General features: G+C 50.4%; 18 protein-coding genes. 8 read left to right on the plus strand and 10 right to left on the minus strand.

The window, feature by feature from the left end; genetic code table 11:
• Positions 1-94: 94 nt before the first annotated feature.
• The 5 genes from DU002_RS07010 to DU002_RS07030 form a co-directional block, all read right to left on the minus strand.
• Positions 95-649 carry a SixA phosphatase family protein gene (locus tag DU002_RS07010; protein WP_114337654.1) on the minus strand — a complete coding sequence of 185 codons (555 nt, stop codon included), beginning with the start codon at positions 647-649 and terminating at the stop codon, positions 95-97.
• 35 nt (positions 650-684) lie between these two features.
• Entirely contained in the window at positions 685-1,002 is a 318-nt protein-coding gene (locus DU002_RS07015; RefSeq protein WP_114337655.1) for a DUF3301 domain-containing protein, read from the minus strand.
• A 91-nt stretch (positions 1,003-1,093) separates the two neighbouring features.
• Positions 1,094-1,957 carry an SDR family oxidoreductase gene (locus DU002_RS07020; RefSeq protein WP_114337656.1) on the minus strand — a complete coding sequence of 288 codons (864 nt, stop codon included), beginning with the start codon at positions 1,955-1,957 and terminating at the stop codon, positions 1,094-1,096.
• A 63-nt stretch (positions 1,958-2,020) separates the two neighbouring features.
• Entirely contained in the window at positions 2,021-3,088 is a 1,068-nt protein-coding gene (locus DU002_RS07025) for a glycosyltransferase family 9 protein (protein WP_114337657.1), read from the minus strand.
• 66 nt (positions 3,089-3,154) lie between these two features.
• Positions 3,155-4,141, minus strand: a complete 987-nt coding sequence (locus tag DU002_RS07030) for a D-2-hydroxyacid dehydrogenase (RefSeq protein WP_233496441.1) — start codon at positions 4,139-4,141, stop codon at positions 3,155-3,157.
• A gap of 92 nt (positions 4,142-4,233) precedes the next feature.
• Here DU002_RS07030 and rph point away from each other — a divergent pair, with 92 nt between their 5' ends.
• Both rph and pyrE read left to right on the plus strand, forming a co-directional pair.
• Entirely contained in the window at positions 4,234-4,950 is a 717-nt protein-coding gene (gene rph / locus DU002_RS07035; protein ID WP_114337658.1) for a ribonuclease PH, read from the plus strand.
• An 11-nt stretch (positions 4,951-4,961) separates the two neighbouring features.
• The gene (gene pyrE / locus DU002_RS07040) at positions 4,962-5,606 is read left to right on the plus strand and encodes an orotate phosphoribosyltransferase (protein WP_114337659.1); all 645 of its coding nucleotides are present in this window, start codon (positions 4,962-4,964) and stop codon (positions 5,604-5,606) included.
• A gap of 28 nt (positions 5,607-5,634) precedes the next feature.
• On the opposite strand, the gene glgC is transcribed toward pyrE, so the two are convergent.
• Complete coding sequence (glgC, locus tag DU002_RS07045; protein WP_114337660.1) at positions 5,635-6,891, minus strand: glucose-1-phosphate adenylyltransferase; 1,257 nt, start codon at positions 6,889-6,891, stop codon at positions 5,635-5,637.
• A 227-nt stretch (positions 6,892-7,118) separates the two neighbouring features.
• Positions 7,119-7,787, minus strand: a complete 669-nt coding sequence (locus DU002_RS07050; protein ID WP_114337661.1) for a DUF3313 domain-containing protein — start codon at positions 7,785-7,787, stop codon at positions 7,119-7,121.
• A 638-nt stretch (positions 7,788-8,425) separates the two neighbouring features.
• Here DU002_RS07050 and DU002_RS07055 point away from each other — a divergent pair.
• Positions 8,426-8,890, plus strand: a complete 465-nt coding sequence (locus tag DU002_RS07055; protein ID WP_199405188.1) for a BLUF domain-containing protein — start codon at positions 8,426-8,428, stop codon at positions 8,888-8,890.
• Between the two features lie 1,533 nt (positions 8,891-10,423).
• Here DU002_RS07055 and slmA read toward each other — a convergent pair.
• From slmA to coaBC, 3 genes are read right to left on the minus strand one after another with little or no spacing between them, the layout of a single operon-like run.
• On the minus strand, positions 10,424-11,017 hold the full coding sequence (gene slmA / locus DU002_RS07060) for a nucleoid occlusion factor SlmA (RefSeq protein ID WP_114337662.1): 594 nt from the start codon (positions 11,015-11,017) through the stop codon (positions 10,424-10,426).
• Positions 11,018-11,062: 45 nt separating this feature from the next.
• Positions 11,063-11,518, minus strand: a complete 456-nt coding sequence (dut, locus tag DU002_RS07065) for a dUTP diphosphatase (RefSeq protein ID WP_114337663.1) — start codon at positions 11,516-11,518, stop codon at positions 11,063-11,065.
• Positions 11,515-12,717: a bifunctional phosphopantothenoylcysteine decarboxylase/phosphopantothenate--cysteine ligase CoaBC gene (gene coaBC, locus DU002_RS07070; RefSeq protein WP_114337664.1), complete on the minus strand. Its 1,203-nt coding sequence runs from the start codon at positions 12,715-12,717 to the stop codon at positions 11,515-11,517. Before coaBC ends, dut begins: the two co-directional genes overlap by 4 nt.
• A gap of 239 nt (positions 12,718-12,956) precedes the next feature.
• Between coaBC and radC the strand changes: the two genes are divergently transcribed.
• The 5 genes from radC to mutM all read left to right on the plus strand — a co-directional run bounded on the left by radC (position 12,957) and on the right by mutM (position 15,790).
• Positions 12,957-13,631: a RadC family protein gene (gene radC, locus DU002_RS07075; protein WP_114337665.1), complete on the plus strand. Its 675-nt coding sequence runs from the start codon at positions 12,957-12,959 to the stop codon at positions 13,629-13,631.
• A gap of 138 nt (positions 13,632-13,769) precedes the next feature.
• A complete protein-coding gene (rpmB, locus tag DU002_RS07080; RefSeq protein ID WP_114337666.1) occupies positions 13,770-14,006 on the plus strand; it encodes a 50S ribosomal protein L28 in 237 nt (78 codons plus the stop codon).
• An 11-nt stretch (positions 14,007-14,017) separates the two neighbouring features.
• On the plus strand, positions 14,018-14,188 hold the full coding sequence (rpmG, locus tag DU002_RS07085; RefSeq protein WP_114337667.1) for a 50S ribosomal protein L33: 171 nt from the start codon (positions 14,018-14,020) through the stop codon (positions 14,186-14,188).
• Between the two features lie 296 nt (positions 14,189-14,484).
• A complete protein-coding gene (locus DU002_RS07090; RefSeq protein WP_114337668.1) occupies positions 14,485-14,985 on the plus strand; it encodes a hypothetical protein in 501 nt (166 codons plus the stop codon).
• Positions 14,978-15,790 (plus strand): bifunctional DNA-formamidopyrimidine glycosylase/DNA-(apurinic or apyrimidinic site) lyase, encoded by an 813-nt coding sequence (gene mutM / locus DU002_RS07095; protein WP_114337774.1) that lies wholly within the window; start codon positions 14,978-14,980, stop codon positions 15,788-15,790. The genes DU002_RS07090 and mutM overlap by 8 nt, the downstream gene beginning before the upstream one ends.
• The last annotated feature ends 30 nt before the right edge of the window (positions 15,791-15,820 follow it).

A 15,820-nucleotide genomic window follows, 5' to 3' on the forward strand; every position in this document is an offset into this window, starting at 1 on the left:
TTGCTAATGCGTCAAAAATTGATGCTCGGATTATAGGGGAGCCGACACCATGGTTAAACGGTTGATCGACTCTGTTTTGTGATTAATCAGCTAATTACCAGCTTAGCCGTTCCTGCTGGAGTTTGGGGCCGACTTTGGGGCTGAGTGTCGGATCGGGAGTCAATCTAAGGATAAACAGGTCGCCATAGGCATTTTCGCTCAGATTGGCCAGCGGTGGCCCTCCTAGTTTTTTGATCAGCATCGGCACGGTATTGCTGTGACCCACGATCAGAACGACGCCATCTTGCGCCATGGCCAGCGCGGCAACTTCATCGACATGGGCAGTGAGTGAGGTGGCTTGACTGGGGATGGTCACTGTTAGCTGATGGGCGTTGGCTGTGGGCTGTGCCGTTTGTTGGGTGCGCAGCAGATGGCTGCTGATCACTGCGGATATCTGTTCATCTTTAAGGCGCACAGCCAGTTGCTGTGCGAGCTTCTCTCCGTCGGCGCTGATGGGCGGGTTTTTGCTGTCGATTGCGTCGGTTTGTTTTGGCGCATGGCGCAACAGATAGATCAGGTCGGGTTGGGCAAATGAATAAAGGCTGCTGCCAACATAGAGGCTAATGATGCTCAGGAGGCGGATACCGTTCTTGCTGATGGTGAATTTCATGATTGCTTTATGCCCCGAGCGTGTGGCCGATGCTGTTAGATGCGGTGTGGTGCCAGTTCAATATGCTGCATACGTTTGCCAAGCATTTCGATCTTACCGAGATAACGATCTTCACCCATGGAAGAGAATTCAAACTGAAAGGTGCGCAAAAGGTGCAGTTTGCCATCACTACCGCGTTTAATACGCAGGCGCTGCTGGTAGGTTGAATAGTCCAGCAGTTGCACATTCATCTGTTCGCAATGGGCACGGGCGGCTTTCAGCGCCAGCTCCTTTACTTCACGGGCGCGCCACCAATAACCGCCAATAACAAACAGCAGGATCAGCCAACTAAAAGAGCCTAAATCTATATACATAACCAGCCATACAACAAACAGAGTGCAAGCACTCTAACCGAAACTCTGGGAGGGATCATCCGTCTGTTGGTCATCTGCGAGCTCGTGCCACCTAGCCCTTGGCCATATTATCGATCACCGCTTGATAGCCTTGGCGATAGCTGGGGTAGATAAACTGGTAGCCGGCATCGAGCAGGCGCTGGTTGCGACAGCGTTTGTTCTGGGTGGCATCGGCGGCTGCGGCCACGGTTTGCAATGGCGCCAATCCTTGGGCTTGGGCGAGGAAATCGAGCACCTGATGCTGCGGCGCAGGATCGCTGTCTGTGCCGAGGTAAACCGGCGCCAAGCTGTGCTGCTGTTCTGACAGCTGTAACAGAAACTGCAGCACGCCAGCGCAATCGTCGCGATGGATGCGATTGGTATAGCTGGGCGGTGTGGCTGCGATCGGCTTCAGCTCGCGGGCTTTGTTGATTAAGCGCTCTCGCCCCGGACCATAGATACCGGAAAAACGGATAATGGTGCCGCCAAGTTTGGTCGCCAGCGCTTCGCCCTCAAGTAAAACGCGGCCACTAAAGCGGGTAGGGGCGGTGGTGGATGTTTCATCGACCCACTCCCCTTGGTTCTGCCCGTAGACGCCGGTCGATGAGATATAAAAGATCGTTGGTAATGGTGTGTTGAGCTGAGCTGCGAGTTGTTGCAGGCGTTGGCTGAGATGGGTAAAGGCATCGACAAACACTGTGCGGTAGCCTGATTCCGTGTGTTGATCTGGCGTTGGTAGGAAAAACAGGTAGTCATACGGCTGGGTAAGCTGAAGCAAGCTATTGGGCTGGGTCATATCCAGCGCTAGATATTGCAGCGCACAGCTTGTTTGTGGCGGATGACGGCGTATTCCAGTGACTTGGTGGCCATCGGCAAGCAAGCGTAGGGCGAGGGCTGTGCCGACATCGCCGCAACCGGCGATCAGTATATTTGCCATGCTATCGTCCTTTGGGATCCGTTTATGGTGAAATGCTGGCGTTTCAGTGCAAACTGGTTTGCATTAGCTGCGTTGAGATTGCTCTACCAGTACGCGGTTAAACATCGCTTTGACTTCGTCGATGGTGATCTCAGCCATGAGGCCATCGCCTTTTACCCGGGTACCCCAAGGTAATTTTTGCCACGGCTTACCATGTTGCTGTTCGCACAGACGATCGTAATGGTTGATCACATAATCTGGCCACAGATAGGGGCCGGTGCGTCGAGGGTTTGAATGACAGTACAAGCCTATAACCGGCGTGCCTTGTGTGACCGCCATATGAGCCGGCCCGGTGTCTGGTGCTAATACCACCCGTGCTCTGCCGAGGAGTGCGAGCAGCTGTTTTAAACTGCTTTTACCTATCTGATTATCCGGTTCGGCCACCTGGCAGGCTTGGCTGATCTGTTCACCCAGCGCTTTTTCCATGGCGCTAGGCCCACCACATAAGATCACCTTGAGTGACTGCCGCGCGGCATGATCGGCAATGGCGGCGTAGCCTGCTACTGTCCAGTTGCGCTCGGCTTTACTGGCGGCGGGCGTGATAATCAGCGCTGGCTGACCGTCGGGGATCACTGTTTGCGCATACTGGCTGTCACTGTCGCTGACGGGGATCTGCCATAAGGGGTGCGGCGGTGGCGGTACACCAATGGCGGCACCGAATGCCTGAAACCCCTCTAACACGTGGGCATGGGTTTGTTTGCCGATGCGGCGATTGCTAAATAGCCATTGGCCTTCGCCAGCTCTGGCGCGGTCGAAGCCATATTTTTTATTGGCGCTGATAAAAGCGCTGAGAATACTGGCGCGAAAGGCGACCTGCATATGCAGCAGGACATCGAATTTGCGTCGCTTTAGTTGTTGTCTGACGTCTAGGATCCCCTGCCACCCTTTCGTTTTGTCATAGACGATGATCTCTACATCGGGTAAGCCCTGCAGCAAGCTTGCCTCTGCTTTACCCAGTATCCAGGTCACGGGCACGCCGGGGTAGCGGCGCTGGATCGCCTGAACGGTAGCGACAGCATGACAGACATCTCCGATCGAGGAGAGCCTTAGTAAGCAGATAGAGTGGGGGGCACCGTAAGGTAACGAAGACATAGTTTCCAGCGTTTAATCAGCGATCTAGCTGATATTATGCGCTGGCGAGCGGTATTGCGCAAAACGTTATGGTGCTAGTGTCCTGATTGGCAGTCCGTTCTGAGCGGCGATAATGTTTTCCACCAATTGATCTACTAGCATCTGCCGGGCTTCTGCACTGGCCCATGCGATATGCGGGGTAACAATCAGGTTGTCGAGCTGAGTGTCGAGTAGATCATTGCCGTTGTTTGGCGGCTCGTAGCTCAACACATCAACGCCCGCGCCGCCGAGCTTGTTCTGCTGTAATGCTTTGACCAATGCTTGTTCGTCAACCAAGCCGCCTCTGGCGGTATTGATCAACAATGCGTTGGGTTTCATTAGCGCTAACATCTCTGCACTCAATAGATTGCGCGTGTCCGCAGTTAACGGACAATGCAGTGACAGCACGTCGGCATTGCGCAGCAAGCGTTTAAAGTTGACTCGCCCCGGGCGTACCGATTCGGCATCGGCACGTTCCGCGATCAGTACGATCATGCCAAGCGCTTCGGCGACATGAGCCACCGCTTTACCCAGCGTGCCATAGCCAACGATCCCCAGGCATTTGCCTGCCAGTTGCTGCGGCGGGTGGTTCAACAAACAAAACTGCGCTGCGTTTTGCCATTTCTGCGAATCGATAAGTTTTTGATTGGCCGGTAGTTGATTGGCCAATGCCAGAATAAGCGAAAAAGTATGCTGGACGACACTGGCAGTGCCGTAGTTGCGGCAGTTGCATACGGTAATATTGTGTTCATGGCAGGCGATCAAGTCGATATTGTTGACGCCGGTCGCTGCTACGCAGATCAATTTTAGATCTGGGGCAGCTGCGATGGCGGCGGCATCGATCACCACTTTATTGGTGACGATCACTTCGGCGTTAGCCAAGCGTTCATGTAGTTGTGAAGGCGCGGTATGTCCGTGGTATTGCCACTTTGTGACGCAACGATCCAGCTTGCTAAGGTCGAGGTCTTGCGGATGAAGCGTGTCCAAATCGAGTACAACGCCATACAGCATTTTTTGGGTGGCGGAAAGATTCATTGGACTCACTGTTAACTTTGCCTTTTATCGCTATCGTTGAAGACTATAATAGTGGCCTTTAACACATCTTACTCAAAATAATCGGAGCCACTATGCGCCCAAGCGGTAGAACCACAGATCAGGTCCGCCCTATTAAAATTACCCGAAACTACACTTGCCATGCCGAAGGTTCGGTATTGGTTGAGTTTGGTAATACCAAGGTACTGTGTACTGCATCTGTGGAAACCTCGGTTCCTCGCTTCTTGAAAGGCAAGGGACAGGGCTGGGTTACCGCTGAATACAGCATGTTGCCACGGGCAACCCATAGCCGCAATCAACGCGAGTCTGCGAAGGGCAAGCAAGGCGGACGAACTTTAGAAATTCAGAGATTGATCGCACGCTCGTTACGCGCAGCGGTCGATTTAAAGGCCTTGGGTGAGCATATGATCACTCTGGATTGTGACGTTCTGCAGGCAGATGGCGGTACACGTACTGCCTCGATCACTGGCGCCTGTGTGGCGTTAGTGGATGCGCTGCGCTGGATGCAGCAAGAAAAGCTGATCACCACGGATCCATTGAAGCAGATGGTTGCGGCGGTCTCTGTTGGTATCTACAAAGGCGAAGCGGTCTGTGACCTGGAGTATCTGGAAGATTCTGCAGCTGATACCGACATGAATGTGGTGATGACTGATCAAGGCAAGTTGATTGAAGTGCAGGGTACAGCAGAAGCGGAAGCGTTTAGCTTTGAAGAGCTCAACGCGATGTTAGGGCTGGCAAAAAGTGGTATCGATACAATCATCGCGGCACAGAACGCGGCGTTGGCAGAGTAAGGACTATTCCCGTGAAAGAGTATCAAAAGGCATTTATTGAATTTGCGTTGGAGCGTGAGGTACTGCGCTTTGGCGAGTTTACCCTCAAATCAGGCCGCACCAGCCCCTATTTCTTTAATGCTGGCCTGTTTAACACTGGACGCGATCTGGCTCGCTTAGGCAAGTTTTACGCAGCAGCGTTACAAGATGCGGCTATTCCTTACGACGTGCTGTTTGGTCCGGCGTATAAAGGTATCCCGATCGCCAGTGCAACCGCCGTTGCTTTGGCCAATGAGTATGACGTCGACGCGCCTTACTGTTTTAACCGCAAAGAAGCGAAAACCCATGGCGAAGGCGGCAGTTTAGTGGGCTCACCACTGAAAGGCCGGATTATGTTGGTGGATGACGTGATCACTGCGGGTACTGCGATCCGTGAATCGATGACTATCATTGAGCAAAATGGGGCGGGATTGGCGGGTGTTCTTATCGCGTTGGATCGTCAGGAGCGTGGTAAGGGTGAGTTGTCAGCGATCCAGGAAGTGGAGCGAGACTTCGGTTGTCAGGTGATATCTATCGTGACGCTGAAGGATCTGATCAGCTATCTGGCGCAACAGCCGGGCAAAGAAGCCCAGCTGGCTTCGGTCGAAGCGTATCGTCAGGAGTATGGCATCGCCTAAAGCAGGTTAGTGTTGCAGATTGAACCGCTTAGATGCGGTTCAATCTTTCTTTCGTTACGACGACGATACCATCGTCTGTCACCAAAAAGCGTTCCGCATCTAACTCTGCATCATCTCCTATCACGGTACCGTCAGGTATCTCACACTCCTCGTCGACAATGGCATGATTGATATGACAGTTTTTGCCGATCTTGACCTGAGGTAACAGAATACAGTGATTCACTTCGCTACTGGCAGCAATGCATACGTCGTAGCTCAGGACACTTCTTGTAACTTCGGCGCCGGAGATAATACTTCCCGCAGAGATCAGCGAGTCGCAGGCGGTGCCTGGCTCTCCATTAACACCACGGGAGAGTTTGCCGGGAGCACGCTGCTCCTGATAGCTGGTGATAGGCCATACCGGGTTGTATAGATTCAACCTGGGCAAGGGAGCGAGCAGCTCCATATTACTGTCATAGTAAGCTTCAATGGTTCCGACGTCGCGCCAATAGCCGGGTAAACCATCTTCATCAATAAAGTCATGGGCATGCATAACGTAGCCTTCAGCGAGCGCTTTAGGTAATACGTCGTAACCAAAGTCATGTTGTGAATCCAGGTTCTTCGCATCTTCATGTAACAGTTGGCTTAATGCCTGAAGGCGAAAACCATATATGCCCATGGATACACGTACTTTGCCCGGGCTGCTTTGGTAAGGCGTGCAGTCCACAGGCTTCTCCACAAAGCCTGTGATCCGGTTATGTTCGTCGGTAAGCACGACACCAAACAGGCTGCCTAACTCAAGCGGCACTTCCATGGTTGAGATGGTGATATCGGAGCCCGTTTCATCGTGCTGGTCCATCATTGGCAGATAGTCCATGGTGTAAACATGGTCGCCTGCGAGGATCAACACAAAATCTATCGGTTGCCGCTCCAGCAGCCATAAGTTTTGATACACAGCGTTGGCAGTGCCTGAATACCAGTCTGATTCTTTCCGCTGCTCTGCGGGTAAGATCCCGACATATTCACCGTGTTCACCACTGTAACGTGCCCAAGTACGCTGGATGTGGGCGATCAGATAGAAGGCATTGTATTGAGTCAGCACGCCGATACGGTGAAAACCGGAATTGATGCAGTTAGAAAGGGTGAAGTCGATGATGCGGTATTTACCGCCAAAAAAAGTCGCTGGTTTCGCTCGTGCTTGGGTTAGATCGTGTAATCGGGTGCCACGCCCGCCTGCCAGCACAAGGGTATAGGTTCGTTGGCATACATCGGGGAAAAAACGAGCCGGTTTTTTAACTATATGCATGATGTTGCGTCCGCGGCCAAATATCCATTGGAGTAACAAGGGTAAATTAAGTTTAGTTCATTGATGGATATTGTGAAGCCAGTCAACTTGTTGATTTTGCGTTATATTTTTGTTGTTTAGTTGAGGCTTGGCTGTGCGCAGAACTTGAGGTGGGGGGAAGAGGGCAAGAACAGGGGCAAATAGTCACAAGCCTAGCGTGGCTATGAGGCTTGTGACCTGGTTACAACTTACTTAATGTTCTCTACTTGTTTTTGCAGGTTGTCAGCGAGCTCTTTAGCCCAGGCATCTAATTGGGGGTAAAAAGCTTCAACGATATTGTCCGTCATCAGATCGGGGTCAATATCCTTACCGGATAAGCGGCGTACCACTTGGGCAACCACTTTACCGCTGTCCTTATCAATCGCTTCTGCTTCTAGAAACATCACTGGTACTTTATCTCTGGAGTCTGTTGCTTCCATAGCGCCAACAACAATCAGACCGATGGGCAGGTATTGATAGGCGGCAAGATCGGCTGAACCGGTACTAAAGCCGGTGATAGCAGGCTTGATAATTAGCGTGTTGTTACCCGCGGCCGCGGTGCGTAGATGCTCCGGGATCGCCTCTTTTAAAGATTTTACTAGATAGGCGGCAAAGGCTTGCTGTTTTTCAGCGGGTACCACCTCCTTATCACTGAGTTTCGGTGACAGCCAGATCTTTGCTGGTTCAACGTCGATCATCGCGTAGTTGTTTGCTGAATAATCCTCCGCGTACCAGATCAGTTTGCTGGCATCTTCAGGATCTGGTTTTAGCTTGTTGTAGTCATGTAAGTAGCCGGAAAATGTCTGTTCCGTTTCCGGAGCAGAAGAGCAGGCCGCTATTAACGCGAGTGCCAGTGTCAGTGCTAGAGGGCGGATCATGCGCAGAACTCTCTGAAATTTGCTAATGGTTTGTTAATAAAAGACTCTACTGGGATCGCTGGAAGATTGAAAGCTGGGGTGAACTAATATGTGGCACACAAAAAAAACAGGGCGCATCTCAGATGCGCCCTGTTACAAAGAATATGCCGTCCACCGAACATAGTTCCCTGCCGCTTCCCTGCTGGGCTTTTTAGCCCTGACCAATCCTCTGGCTGTTCCTGTGTCATCCATAACCAGTAACTGTCCTTAGCTACTGCGCTTCCTCCTGAAGCTCTCCACTGTGGTCAACCTTTGACCTCATCCTTTTTCGCTTCCTGCGCCGCTCTTCATCATGAATCGCGTTTTGTGACTCCCTGTCTACTCAGTTGCAGCGTCCTGCTGACAGTTAGAATATTAGCGCGCAGTGGCAGGTTAACAATGCGTTAAAAATGTTAGAAAAAAAATCTCGGCAAACTTGTTTTTAAATAGAATTTCAACCATCTGATATTTATTGTTTTTTTTGAGTTCTATGCGCTGTTTCCACATTTTGTCTCCCAAATCTCCTACAGCTTTGTAAGCGATCTCGCACAATCACTTTGGCTAATTGCACAGCTTGTTGCTGCGGCACTGTTCTTGTGTTGTAAAACTGGCTAGGGTTATTGCTATCAAAACAGCCTAAGAGGTTCACCACCATCACTTGTTATGAATTGGTCTATCGCAGTGTCAGTGATCTTGTTTGGTCGCCAGAAGCCTTGGCTGAGTTACTTGCCCTATCCAGGCAGGCAAATAAGCAAAAGGGCGTAACAGGGCTGCTTCTTTACCGGCAAGGGTGCTTCTTTCAGATTCTCGAAGGTGAAAGAGATGCGGTAGAACAGGTGTTTGCTGCTATTTCTACGGATCCTAGACATTACGATATCGAGCTACTGAATCAAGGTGTGGTGCCGGCGCGTTCATTTCCTGATTGGAGTATGGGGTTTGATACAACGGTAGCTGAAAAAGCTGCGGAGGTGGGTTTTAATCAGTTGATCTCGGGAAAGGGATTAGCAGATCCAAGGCTTAAGCTGCTTAGAGCGAAATACTGTTCTGTGACCTTTCATTTGATAAAAGCGTTTCTCAGCGAGTAGGCAGGGCATTGCTGCGATACCCGGAATAGAGCAATTATCATTTTGTTGAACGCTATAAATGAAGCGGGCACAGCTTTCGCTGTGCCCGACAAACTTTTTCGAAACAATCCCGTTTCAACTGTGCTTTCCCTGCTGGCATCCATGTCACTGTGGATCCGTTCCACTTCCTAACCAATCCGTTGGCGGTCCTTGTGTCATCCTGACTTGCGACAAATCCTATGTCACAACGCTCCATCCTGAAGCTATTCCTAACTCATCCTGAGCGGTCCATTCTGCATCCTGCAAAGGCTGACTTCATGTCGGCCCAACGGTGTCCCTACTTTCTTCCTGAGGTGTCAACATCCTGCTGACAGTTAGAATGATAGCGTCTGCCTCGAAGTTAACAATGGGTTAAAGATGTTAGGAGGAGGGAAAGGAAACATCTTTTTACCGAGGAAAAATTTAACTCATTGATAAATATCATTTATGTCTGATTTTTGCAGCGTTTTTCGTGGTTTTTTTACTAAATGTCTTACACCTTTGTAAGAGATCTCGCACAAATAGCATCGGTGAAATGGACGGTGGTTAGCCTTGCTTAGCTTCGAACAAGCGTCATTGATCTAATTGATCGTCGGTTTAACGCTTAGGTATGGGTAACTTTCAGGTTCTTGGGCGAAATTATGCCCCCAGATCTGCCGCTTGCTTTGTTAGCCTTTAATATGGCGCTGATGTTCTGTGCTGATGGTGGCTTTTGGGTTGGGGTAGTGATGCAGTGGTTTGACCCATAAACGAAGCGGGCACAGCTTTCGCTGTGCCCGACAATCGGTCTCGAAACAATCCCGTTTCAACTGTGCTTTCCCTGCAGGCATCCATGTCAATGTGGATCCGTTCCACTTCCTAACCAATCCGTTGGAGGTCCTAGTGTCATCCTAACTTATGACATATCCTATGCCATAACGCTTCATCCTGAAGGTGTCCTTAACTCGTCCTGAGTGGGTCCATTCTGCATCCTGCAAAGGCGCAACTCCTTGTCGGCCTAACGGTATCCCTACTTTCTTCCTGAGGTGCCAACATCCTGCTGACACCTATAAGAATACTCTCTAACCCATCTTTAACAATGCATTAACCCGTGTTGTGAAATTATTTAATCATTTCCTTTTTTGGTGATTAACCTTATAAGCAAGCATAAACAATGGGTTGCGTGTTCTTCTGGGGTATGTATCTACATCATGAAAGCTGTATCTCTCACGTTCTTGTGCGATATCTCGCACACGGCTCAAGGCATATCTCTGAAGGCGATGGCAAGCGTTTGTGCTATGTCAGTCACACTCTGCGGTGACAATTACCGACTTCTATTGCCAGCGAGAGGTAGAAAAATTATGGTGGAGGGCAGCAAGGACAATTACTAATTTACCAATGAGTAATGCATTGGTGAATGAGTTCCGAATAAGAACAACAAGCGCCTCTGCGAACTTTCGTCAAGGCAGCGCCACGTAAGTGGAAATCTCTCAGGTAAGTTGCCCGTTTCCTCTAGGAAGCGGGCTTTTTTTTGTTTTAAGCGGTGAGTAGTTGATGTCGCAACATTGACCACAGGGTTTCAAAATCGCTGCTAGGTTTGCGTTTGAAATCACTGCGCACATATTGACAGATACGGCCTTCGGCATAGGCGAGCAGCATGTTGGCAAGAATAGTCTCACTCACCTGAAACCCTTGCCCTTCACGCAGTGCGCGCTCACGCAGTACTTGTTTTATCTGCACTTCGATCTTTTCCATTAACGACTGCACTCGGCCCCTCAAGCGAATATTTTCACCTAATAGCGCATCCCCATTAAGGATCCGGCAAAGACCTGGATTGCGTTCAGCGAATACCAGGATCAGTTGCAAAATATGATGCACGCGGGCCAGAGTGTCTTTCTCATCATCGAGGATTAAGTTAATCCGTGATAACAGAGATTCTTCAATGAACTCGATGAGTCCCTCAAACATCTTGGCTTTAGATGGAAAGTGGCGATAAAGCGCCGCTTCTGATACGCCGACTTCCGTTGCCAATTTGGCGGTGGTGATCCGTTCGCCAGGTGCGGTTTCTAACATGCCAGCCAGAGATTGCAGTATCTCTTGGCGGCGATTTTTGCGCTGCGTTGCAGCCATAAACTATCCCCTGTACTACTTACTTCTTATCAGCGGAAAATGAAATTATTTGTGACCGGAGGAACCAAAACCACCTTCACCACGTTCACTGGCGTGGAATTCGTCAACGATACTTAGCTCAGCCTGTACAACAGGCACAAATACCAGTTGAGCGATGCGGTCACCGGGAACGATGGTGAAGCTACGATTACTGCGGTTCCAGCATGAAACCATCAGCTGTCCTTGGTAATCAGAGTCGATAAGCCCGACCAGATTACCCAATACGATGCCATGTTTGTGACCTAGACCGGAGCGCGGCAGGATCACAGCAGCAAGTTGCGGATCGGCGACGTGGATGGCCAAGCCGGTAGGGATCAGCTGGGTTTCGCCAGGATCTAGCGTTAGTTCGCTATCTAAGCAAGCGCGCAGATCCATACCTGCAGAGCCGGGGGTGGCATATTCTGGAAGTGGAAATTCTTCACCAATACGTTGATCTAAAATTTTAACTTCAATCTGTTTCATTGTTTGATCCGATAACGATGGTTGATCTGTTCTAAGAGTTGCGCAGCAAGTTGTTGCTTGCTGGTGGCAGGTAGCTCTGTTTTGCCATCAGCCCAATAGAGGGTGAGGGCATTATCGTCGCTGTTAAAGCCGATACTGCTGTCACTAACGTCATTAGCGGCAATCATATCAAGACCTTTTCGTTGCAGCTTGCCAATGGCGTAAGTCTCTACATCATGGGTTTCAGCTGCAAAGCCGACGGTAAAAGGGCCACTGTTGAGCGCGGCAACATCGGCGAGAATGTCTGGGTTGCGCACCAGCCGAATGCTCATTTCACTGTTGTCTTTCTTTATTTTGCAATCCGCCACTGCTTCTGGACGATAATCAGCAACGGCTGCGCAGGCGACAAAAATATCCTGCTGTACCGCCGTGGTCATTACGGCGTGATGCATCTCCGCCGCGCTTTCCACACGCAAAAGTTGCACGCCAGTGGGGGCTTGTAGTGCAACAGGGCCGCTAACCAAGGTGACTTCTGCGCCCATCTGCGCAGCACTGGCGGCGATGGCGTACCCCATTTTGCCAGAGCTGTGATTACTGAGGTAACGGACTGGATCGAGTGCTTCCCGAGTTGGGCCTGCGGTGATCATCATCTTCACGCCAGCAAGCGGTTGGTGGGGTTGAAACTGTTGTTCGATCAGTGCCAGAAGCTCTGCTGGCTCCAGCATTCTGCCTGGCCCAACGTCGCCGCAGGCTTGTTCTCCCTGCCCAGGCCCCCAGATTAGATGTTGTCGCTTGGCCAGTAATGCCAGATTTTCTTGGGTCGGCACGGCGAGATACATCTGTTGGTTCATTGCTGGTGCAATAGCGATAGGTGCTGGTGTTGCTAAACAAACGGTAGAGAGCAGGTCGTTCGCCATACCGGCAGCGATGCGAGCAATGAGATCTGCGGTGGCAGGGGCAATAACCAAGAGATCTGCCCACTTTCCTAACTCAATGTGGCCCATGGCTGCTTCTGCTGATGGATCCAGCAGGTCGTCACAAATGGGATACCCAGAAACCGCTTGCAAGGTCAGAGGAGTAATAAAGGCTTGCGCCCCTTTGGTCATGACGATGCGTACATCTGCGCCTTTATCCTTCAGCCGACGGGTGAGTTCTACACATTTGTAAGCCGCGATACCGGCACTGATGCCTAGCAGTATCTTTTTACCTTGTAACGACATAGCTCTTTATCGGGGTAAAAAATTTCCGTTACTTTACCACAGCCTAAATCGCTGAACAGTGTTTCCCTAGCTGCTTTTTGCTCTCACACCACGCAGTTTTTTTGGAAAGCTGTGTCTCTTAAGCGAGCGCTCACAGCTGTCTTGGTTACAGTGAACACTTACTGCTGGATTTTTGCACTACACTGATTGCGTGCGCAGGAAGCGTAAACAGGTAGATCACTTCAAGGAGGAATAGATTGATGGCAATTATTGATTGGCCAGCGGCAGAGCGCCCCCGTGAAAAGCTTTTACGGCAGGGGGCTGAAGCGCTTTCCGATGCTGAGTTACTCGCGATTTTTCTACGTACCGGTGTGACTGGCATGGATGCGGTTACCTTAGCCAGGCAACTACTCGGGCAATTCGATGGTCTATCCCGCTTAATGCGTGCCAACCAACAGCAATTTTGCGCCGCCAAAGGGCTGGGACAAGCCAAGTATGCCCAATTGCAGGCGGTGGTCGAGCTGAGTCGTCGTGTTTTTCAGGCAGAGTTACATCAGTCTGATGTGTTGAATCATCCCGCTGCGGTAGAGCGTTACCTACGGGTTAAAATGGGTGATTCGCCGATAGAGCGCTTTGCACTCTTGTTGTTGGACAGCCAGAATCGGGTGCTGGCTTACAAAGAGTTAAGCCATGGCACGATTAACCAGGCGGCGGTTTATCCGCGAGAAGTTTTACGCTTGGTGATAGAAGAACATGCCGCGGCGGTGATTCTCTGTCATAATCACCCGTCCGGTGTCTGTGAGCCGAGTGAGGCAGACCGACATATTACCGATAAGATCATGGCAACATTGGCTTTTATTGATGTGCGTGTACTTGATCACTTGGTAGTTGGTCGAACTGAATCAACCTCATTTGCTGCGCGCGGCTGGATATAGTTTTTATTGAAATAACATTTTTTCTTGATCTGCTAGTGCGTCTCCTGTATAAAATGCGCCCTCCTGCGCCTTGGGCGACGGCCGAATATGGGGCGCGGTACGCTCGAGCTAAAAAGTTTTATATCGGAGACGACTGACATGTCTAAAGTATGCCAAGTAACTGGCAAGCGTCCGGTTGTCGGTAATAATCGCTCTCATGCGAAAAACGCGACCAAGCGCCGCTTTCTGCCAAATTTGCAATCTCACCGTTTTTGGGTTGAGAGTGAAAAGCGGTTTGTGAAGCTTCGTGTTTCTACCAAGGGTATGCGAATCATCGACAAGAAGGGTATCGATTCAGTTCTGACTGAACTTCGTACCCGCGGCGAAAAGGTTTAAGGGGATAAATCATGGCGAAGAAAGGCGTTCGTGAGAAAATCCGTCTGAACTCATCAGCCGGTACCGGTCACTTCTACACGACCACTAAAAATAAGCGCACCATGCCTGAAAAGATGGAGATCAAGAAATTTGATCCTGTTGTACGTCAGCACGTGATGTATAAAGAAGCTAAGATCAAATAGATCTTACTTGTTTTGCTTAGTGAAAAGCCCGGCCTAGTGCCGGGCTTTTTGTTATGTACAGGAAGTACGGTATGACGCGGGTGCATGGCACCCAAGGCACTGCGTGGGGTGTGCTAATGCACAGGAGCGTCGATGTACAGGAACTACGGCCTTGTTACCGTTGGGGCTTGAGCGTTTTTCTTTTACCTTGTTCTTCACTCCCTAGGCTCTTCAATTCCAGACTCTCTTGCAATGCTCTTATCTAAGGTTAGTGTTAGCATATTGATTTGTGTATTAGCCAAAAATGGACACTGGATATGGCCTTAACCAGAAGGCAGTGGAACAACATTTTGATCTTTGCCTGTTTGGCAATGATCCTGCTGTTTAATGTCACTCACAAACGGTGGTTATCTGGTGACGCCAATACCCGTTTAGAACTTATTCCAGCTGAGGCTATTATCCTGACTTTGGATTATCCAGCAGGCCAGCTGGAGCTGATTGGTCAAGGCTGGCGTGTTTCTCCTGCGAACTTGATGCCAGAACAAGAGGCGGGGCGTCTGGCGCAGCAGTGGTTGGGATTGACGGCATTACCTTTGAGTGAAGAAGAGATGCCATCTGCCAGTGAGCTCCTTACTGAACCCGATATGGTGGTTCGTATTACTTTGGCAGGGGAAGCTGTCCCTCGAGTTATTTTGCTGCGTCAATTTAAGCAGCGCTGGTTTGTCCGTTTAGGTGAGCAAGTGGGGGAGCTGTCAGATCTGACGATACGGTTTATTGCCCCCATGCCTCTACGCCAAATGAGAGCAAATGATGCCTGAGTTACCTGAAGTTGAGGTGAGTCGACAGGGGATAACCCCTTTTCTTACGGGAAAGCAGATCACGCGCGTGGAGGTGCGTGACAAGCGCTTGCGTTGGCCGGTGCCAGATGAAGTTAATCAGCTGGAGGGGCAGACAATCATAGCGGTTCGCCGTCGTGCAAAGTATCTTCTTATTGATACCGCGATCGGCAGCGCGATACTCCATCTGGGCATGTCTGGGCGGTTACGGGTGATTGATTCAACTACTGTGGCTGATAAGCACGACCATATCCAGATCCACCTCTGTAGCGGTAAAATGTTACGGCTGACTGATCCCCGGCGCTTTGGTGCTTTCCTGTGGGGAGGCACTACACCCTTAGCGCATCCATTGCTGTCTAAATTGGGCCCTGAGCCATTAACTGAACAATTTGATGCCAATGTGCTCTATGGTCGGAGTCGTGGCCGTAAGAGCGCTGTGAAGACATTTATCATGGATAATCACAATGTGGTGGGCGTGGGGAATATCTACGCCAATGAAGCCTTGTTTGCCGCCAGGATAAACCCCAAGACTGCAGCCGGTAAGATCTCGCTTGCCCGCTACCTACTATTGACCGAGGAGATCAAATCGGTACTGGCGCACGCCATTCAGCAGGGCGGTACAACGCTAAAGGATTTTGCTCAAAGTGATGGCAAACCGGGCTATTTTGTTCAGGAACTGAAAGTGTATGGCAAAGGGGGGCAGTCTTGCCCCAATTGTGGTGCTGAGCTGAAAGAGATTAAATTGGGGCAGCGCAGCACTGTGTACTGCGCTATATGTCAGCGTTAGTGAATGGTTACCTCACACTGCAGATTTCAC

The sequence above is a fragment of the Corallincola holothuriorum genome (assembly GCF_003336225.1).
Taxonomy (GTDB): Bacteria; Pseudomonadota; Gammaproteobacteria; order Enterobacterales; family Neiellaceae; genus Corallincola; species Corallincola holothuriorum.

Coding starts and splice junctions, on each gene's coding strand:
- DU002_RS07010 (WP_114337654.1), bottom strand. CDS start 649: ATGAAATTCACCATCAGCAAGAACGGTATCCGCCTCCTGAGCATCATT.
- DU002_RS07015 (WP_114337655.1), bottom strand. CDS start 1,002: ATGTATATAGATTTAGGCTCTTTTAGTTGGCTGATCCTGCTGTTTGTT.
- DU002_RS07020 (WP_114337656.1), bottom strand. CDS start 1,957: ATGGCAAATATACTGATCGCCGGTTGCGGCGATGTCGGCACAGCCCTC.
- DU002_RS07025 (WP_114337657.1), bottom strand. CDS start 3,088: ATGTCTTCGTTACCTTACGGTGCCCCCCACTCTATCTGCTTACTAAGG.
- DU002_RS07030 (WP_233496441.1), bottom strand. CDS start 4,141: ATGAATCTTTCCGCCACCCAAAAAATGCTGTATGGCGTTGTACTCGAT.
- rph (WP_114337658.1), top strand. CDS start 4,234: ATGCGCCCAAGCGGTAGAACCACAGATCAGGTCCGCCCTATTAAAATT.
- glgC (WP_114337660.1), bottom strand. CDS start 6,891: ATGCATATAGTTAAAAAACCGGCTCGTTTTTTCCCCGATGTATGCCAA.
- DU002_RS07050 (WP_114337661.1), bottom strand. CDS start 7,787: ATGATCCGCCCTCTAGCACTGACACTGGCACTCGCGTTAATAGCGGCC.
- slmA (WP_114337662.1), bottom strand. CDS start 11,017: ATGGCTGCAACGCAGCGCAAAAATCGCCGCCAAGAGATACTGCAATCT.
- dut (WP_114337663.1), bottom strand. CDS start 11,518: ATGAAACAGATTGAAGTTAAAATTTTAGATCAACGTATTGGTGAAGAA.
- coaBC (WP_114337664.1), bottom strand. CDS start 12,717: ATGTCGTTACAAGGTAAAAAGATACTGCTAGGCATCAGTGCCGGTATC.
- radC (WP_114337665.1), top strand. CDS start 12,957: ATGGCAATTATTGATTGGCCAGCGGCAGAGCGCCCCCGTGAAAAGCTT.
- rpmB (WP_114337666.1), top strand. CDS start 13,770: ATGTCTAAAGTATGCCAAGTAACTGGCAAGCGTCCGGTTGTCGGTAAT.
- rpmG (WP_114337667.1), top strand. CDS start 14,018: ATGGCGAAGAAAGGCGTTCGTGAGAAAATCCGTCTGAACTCATCAGCC.
- DU002_RS07090 (WP_114337668.1), top strand. CDS start 14,485: ATGGCCTTAACCAGAAGGCAGTGGAACAACATTTTGATCTTTGCCTGT.
- mutM (WP_114337774.1), top strand. CDS start 14,978: ATGCCTGAGTTACCTGAAGTTGAGGTGAGTCGACAGGGGATAACCCCT.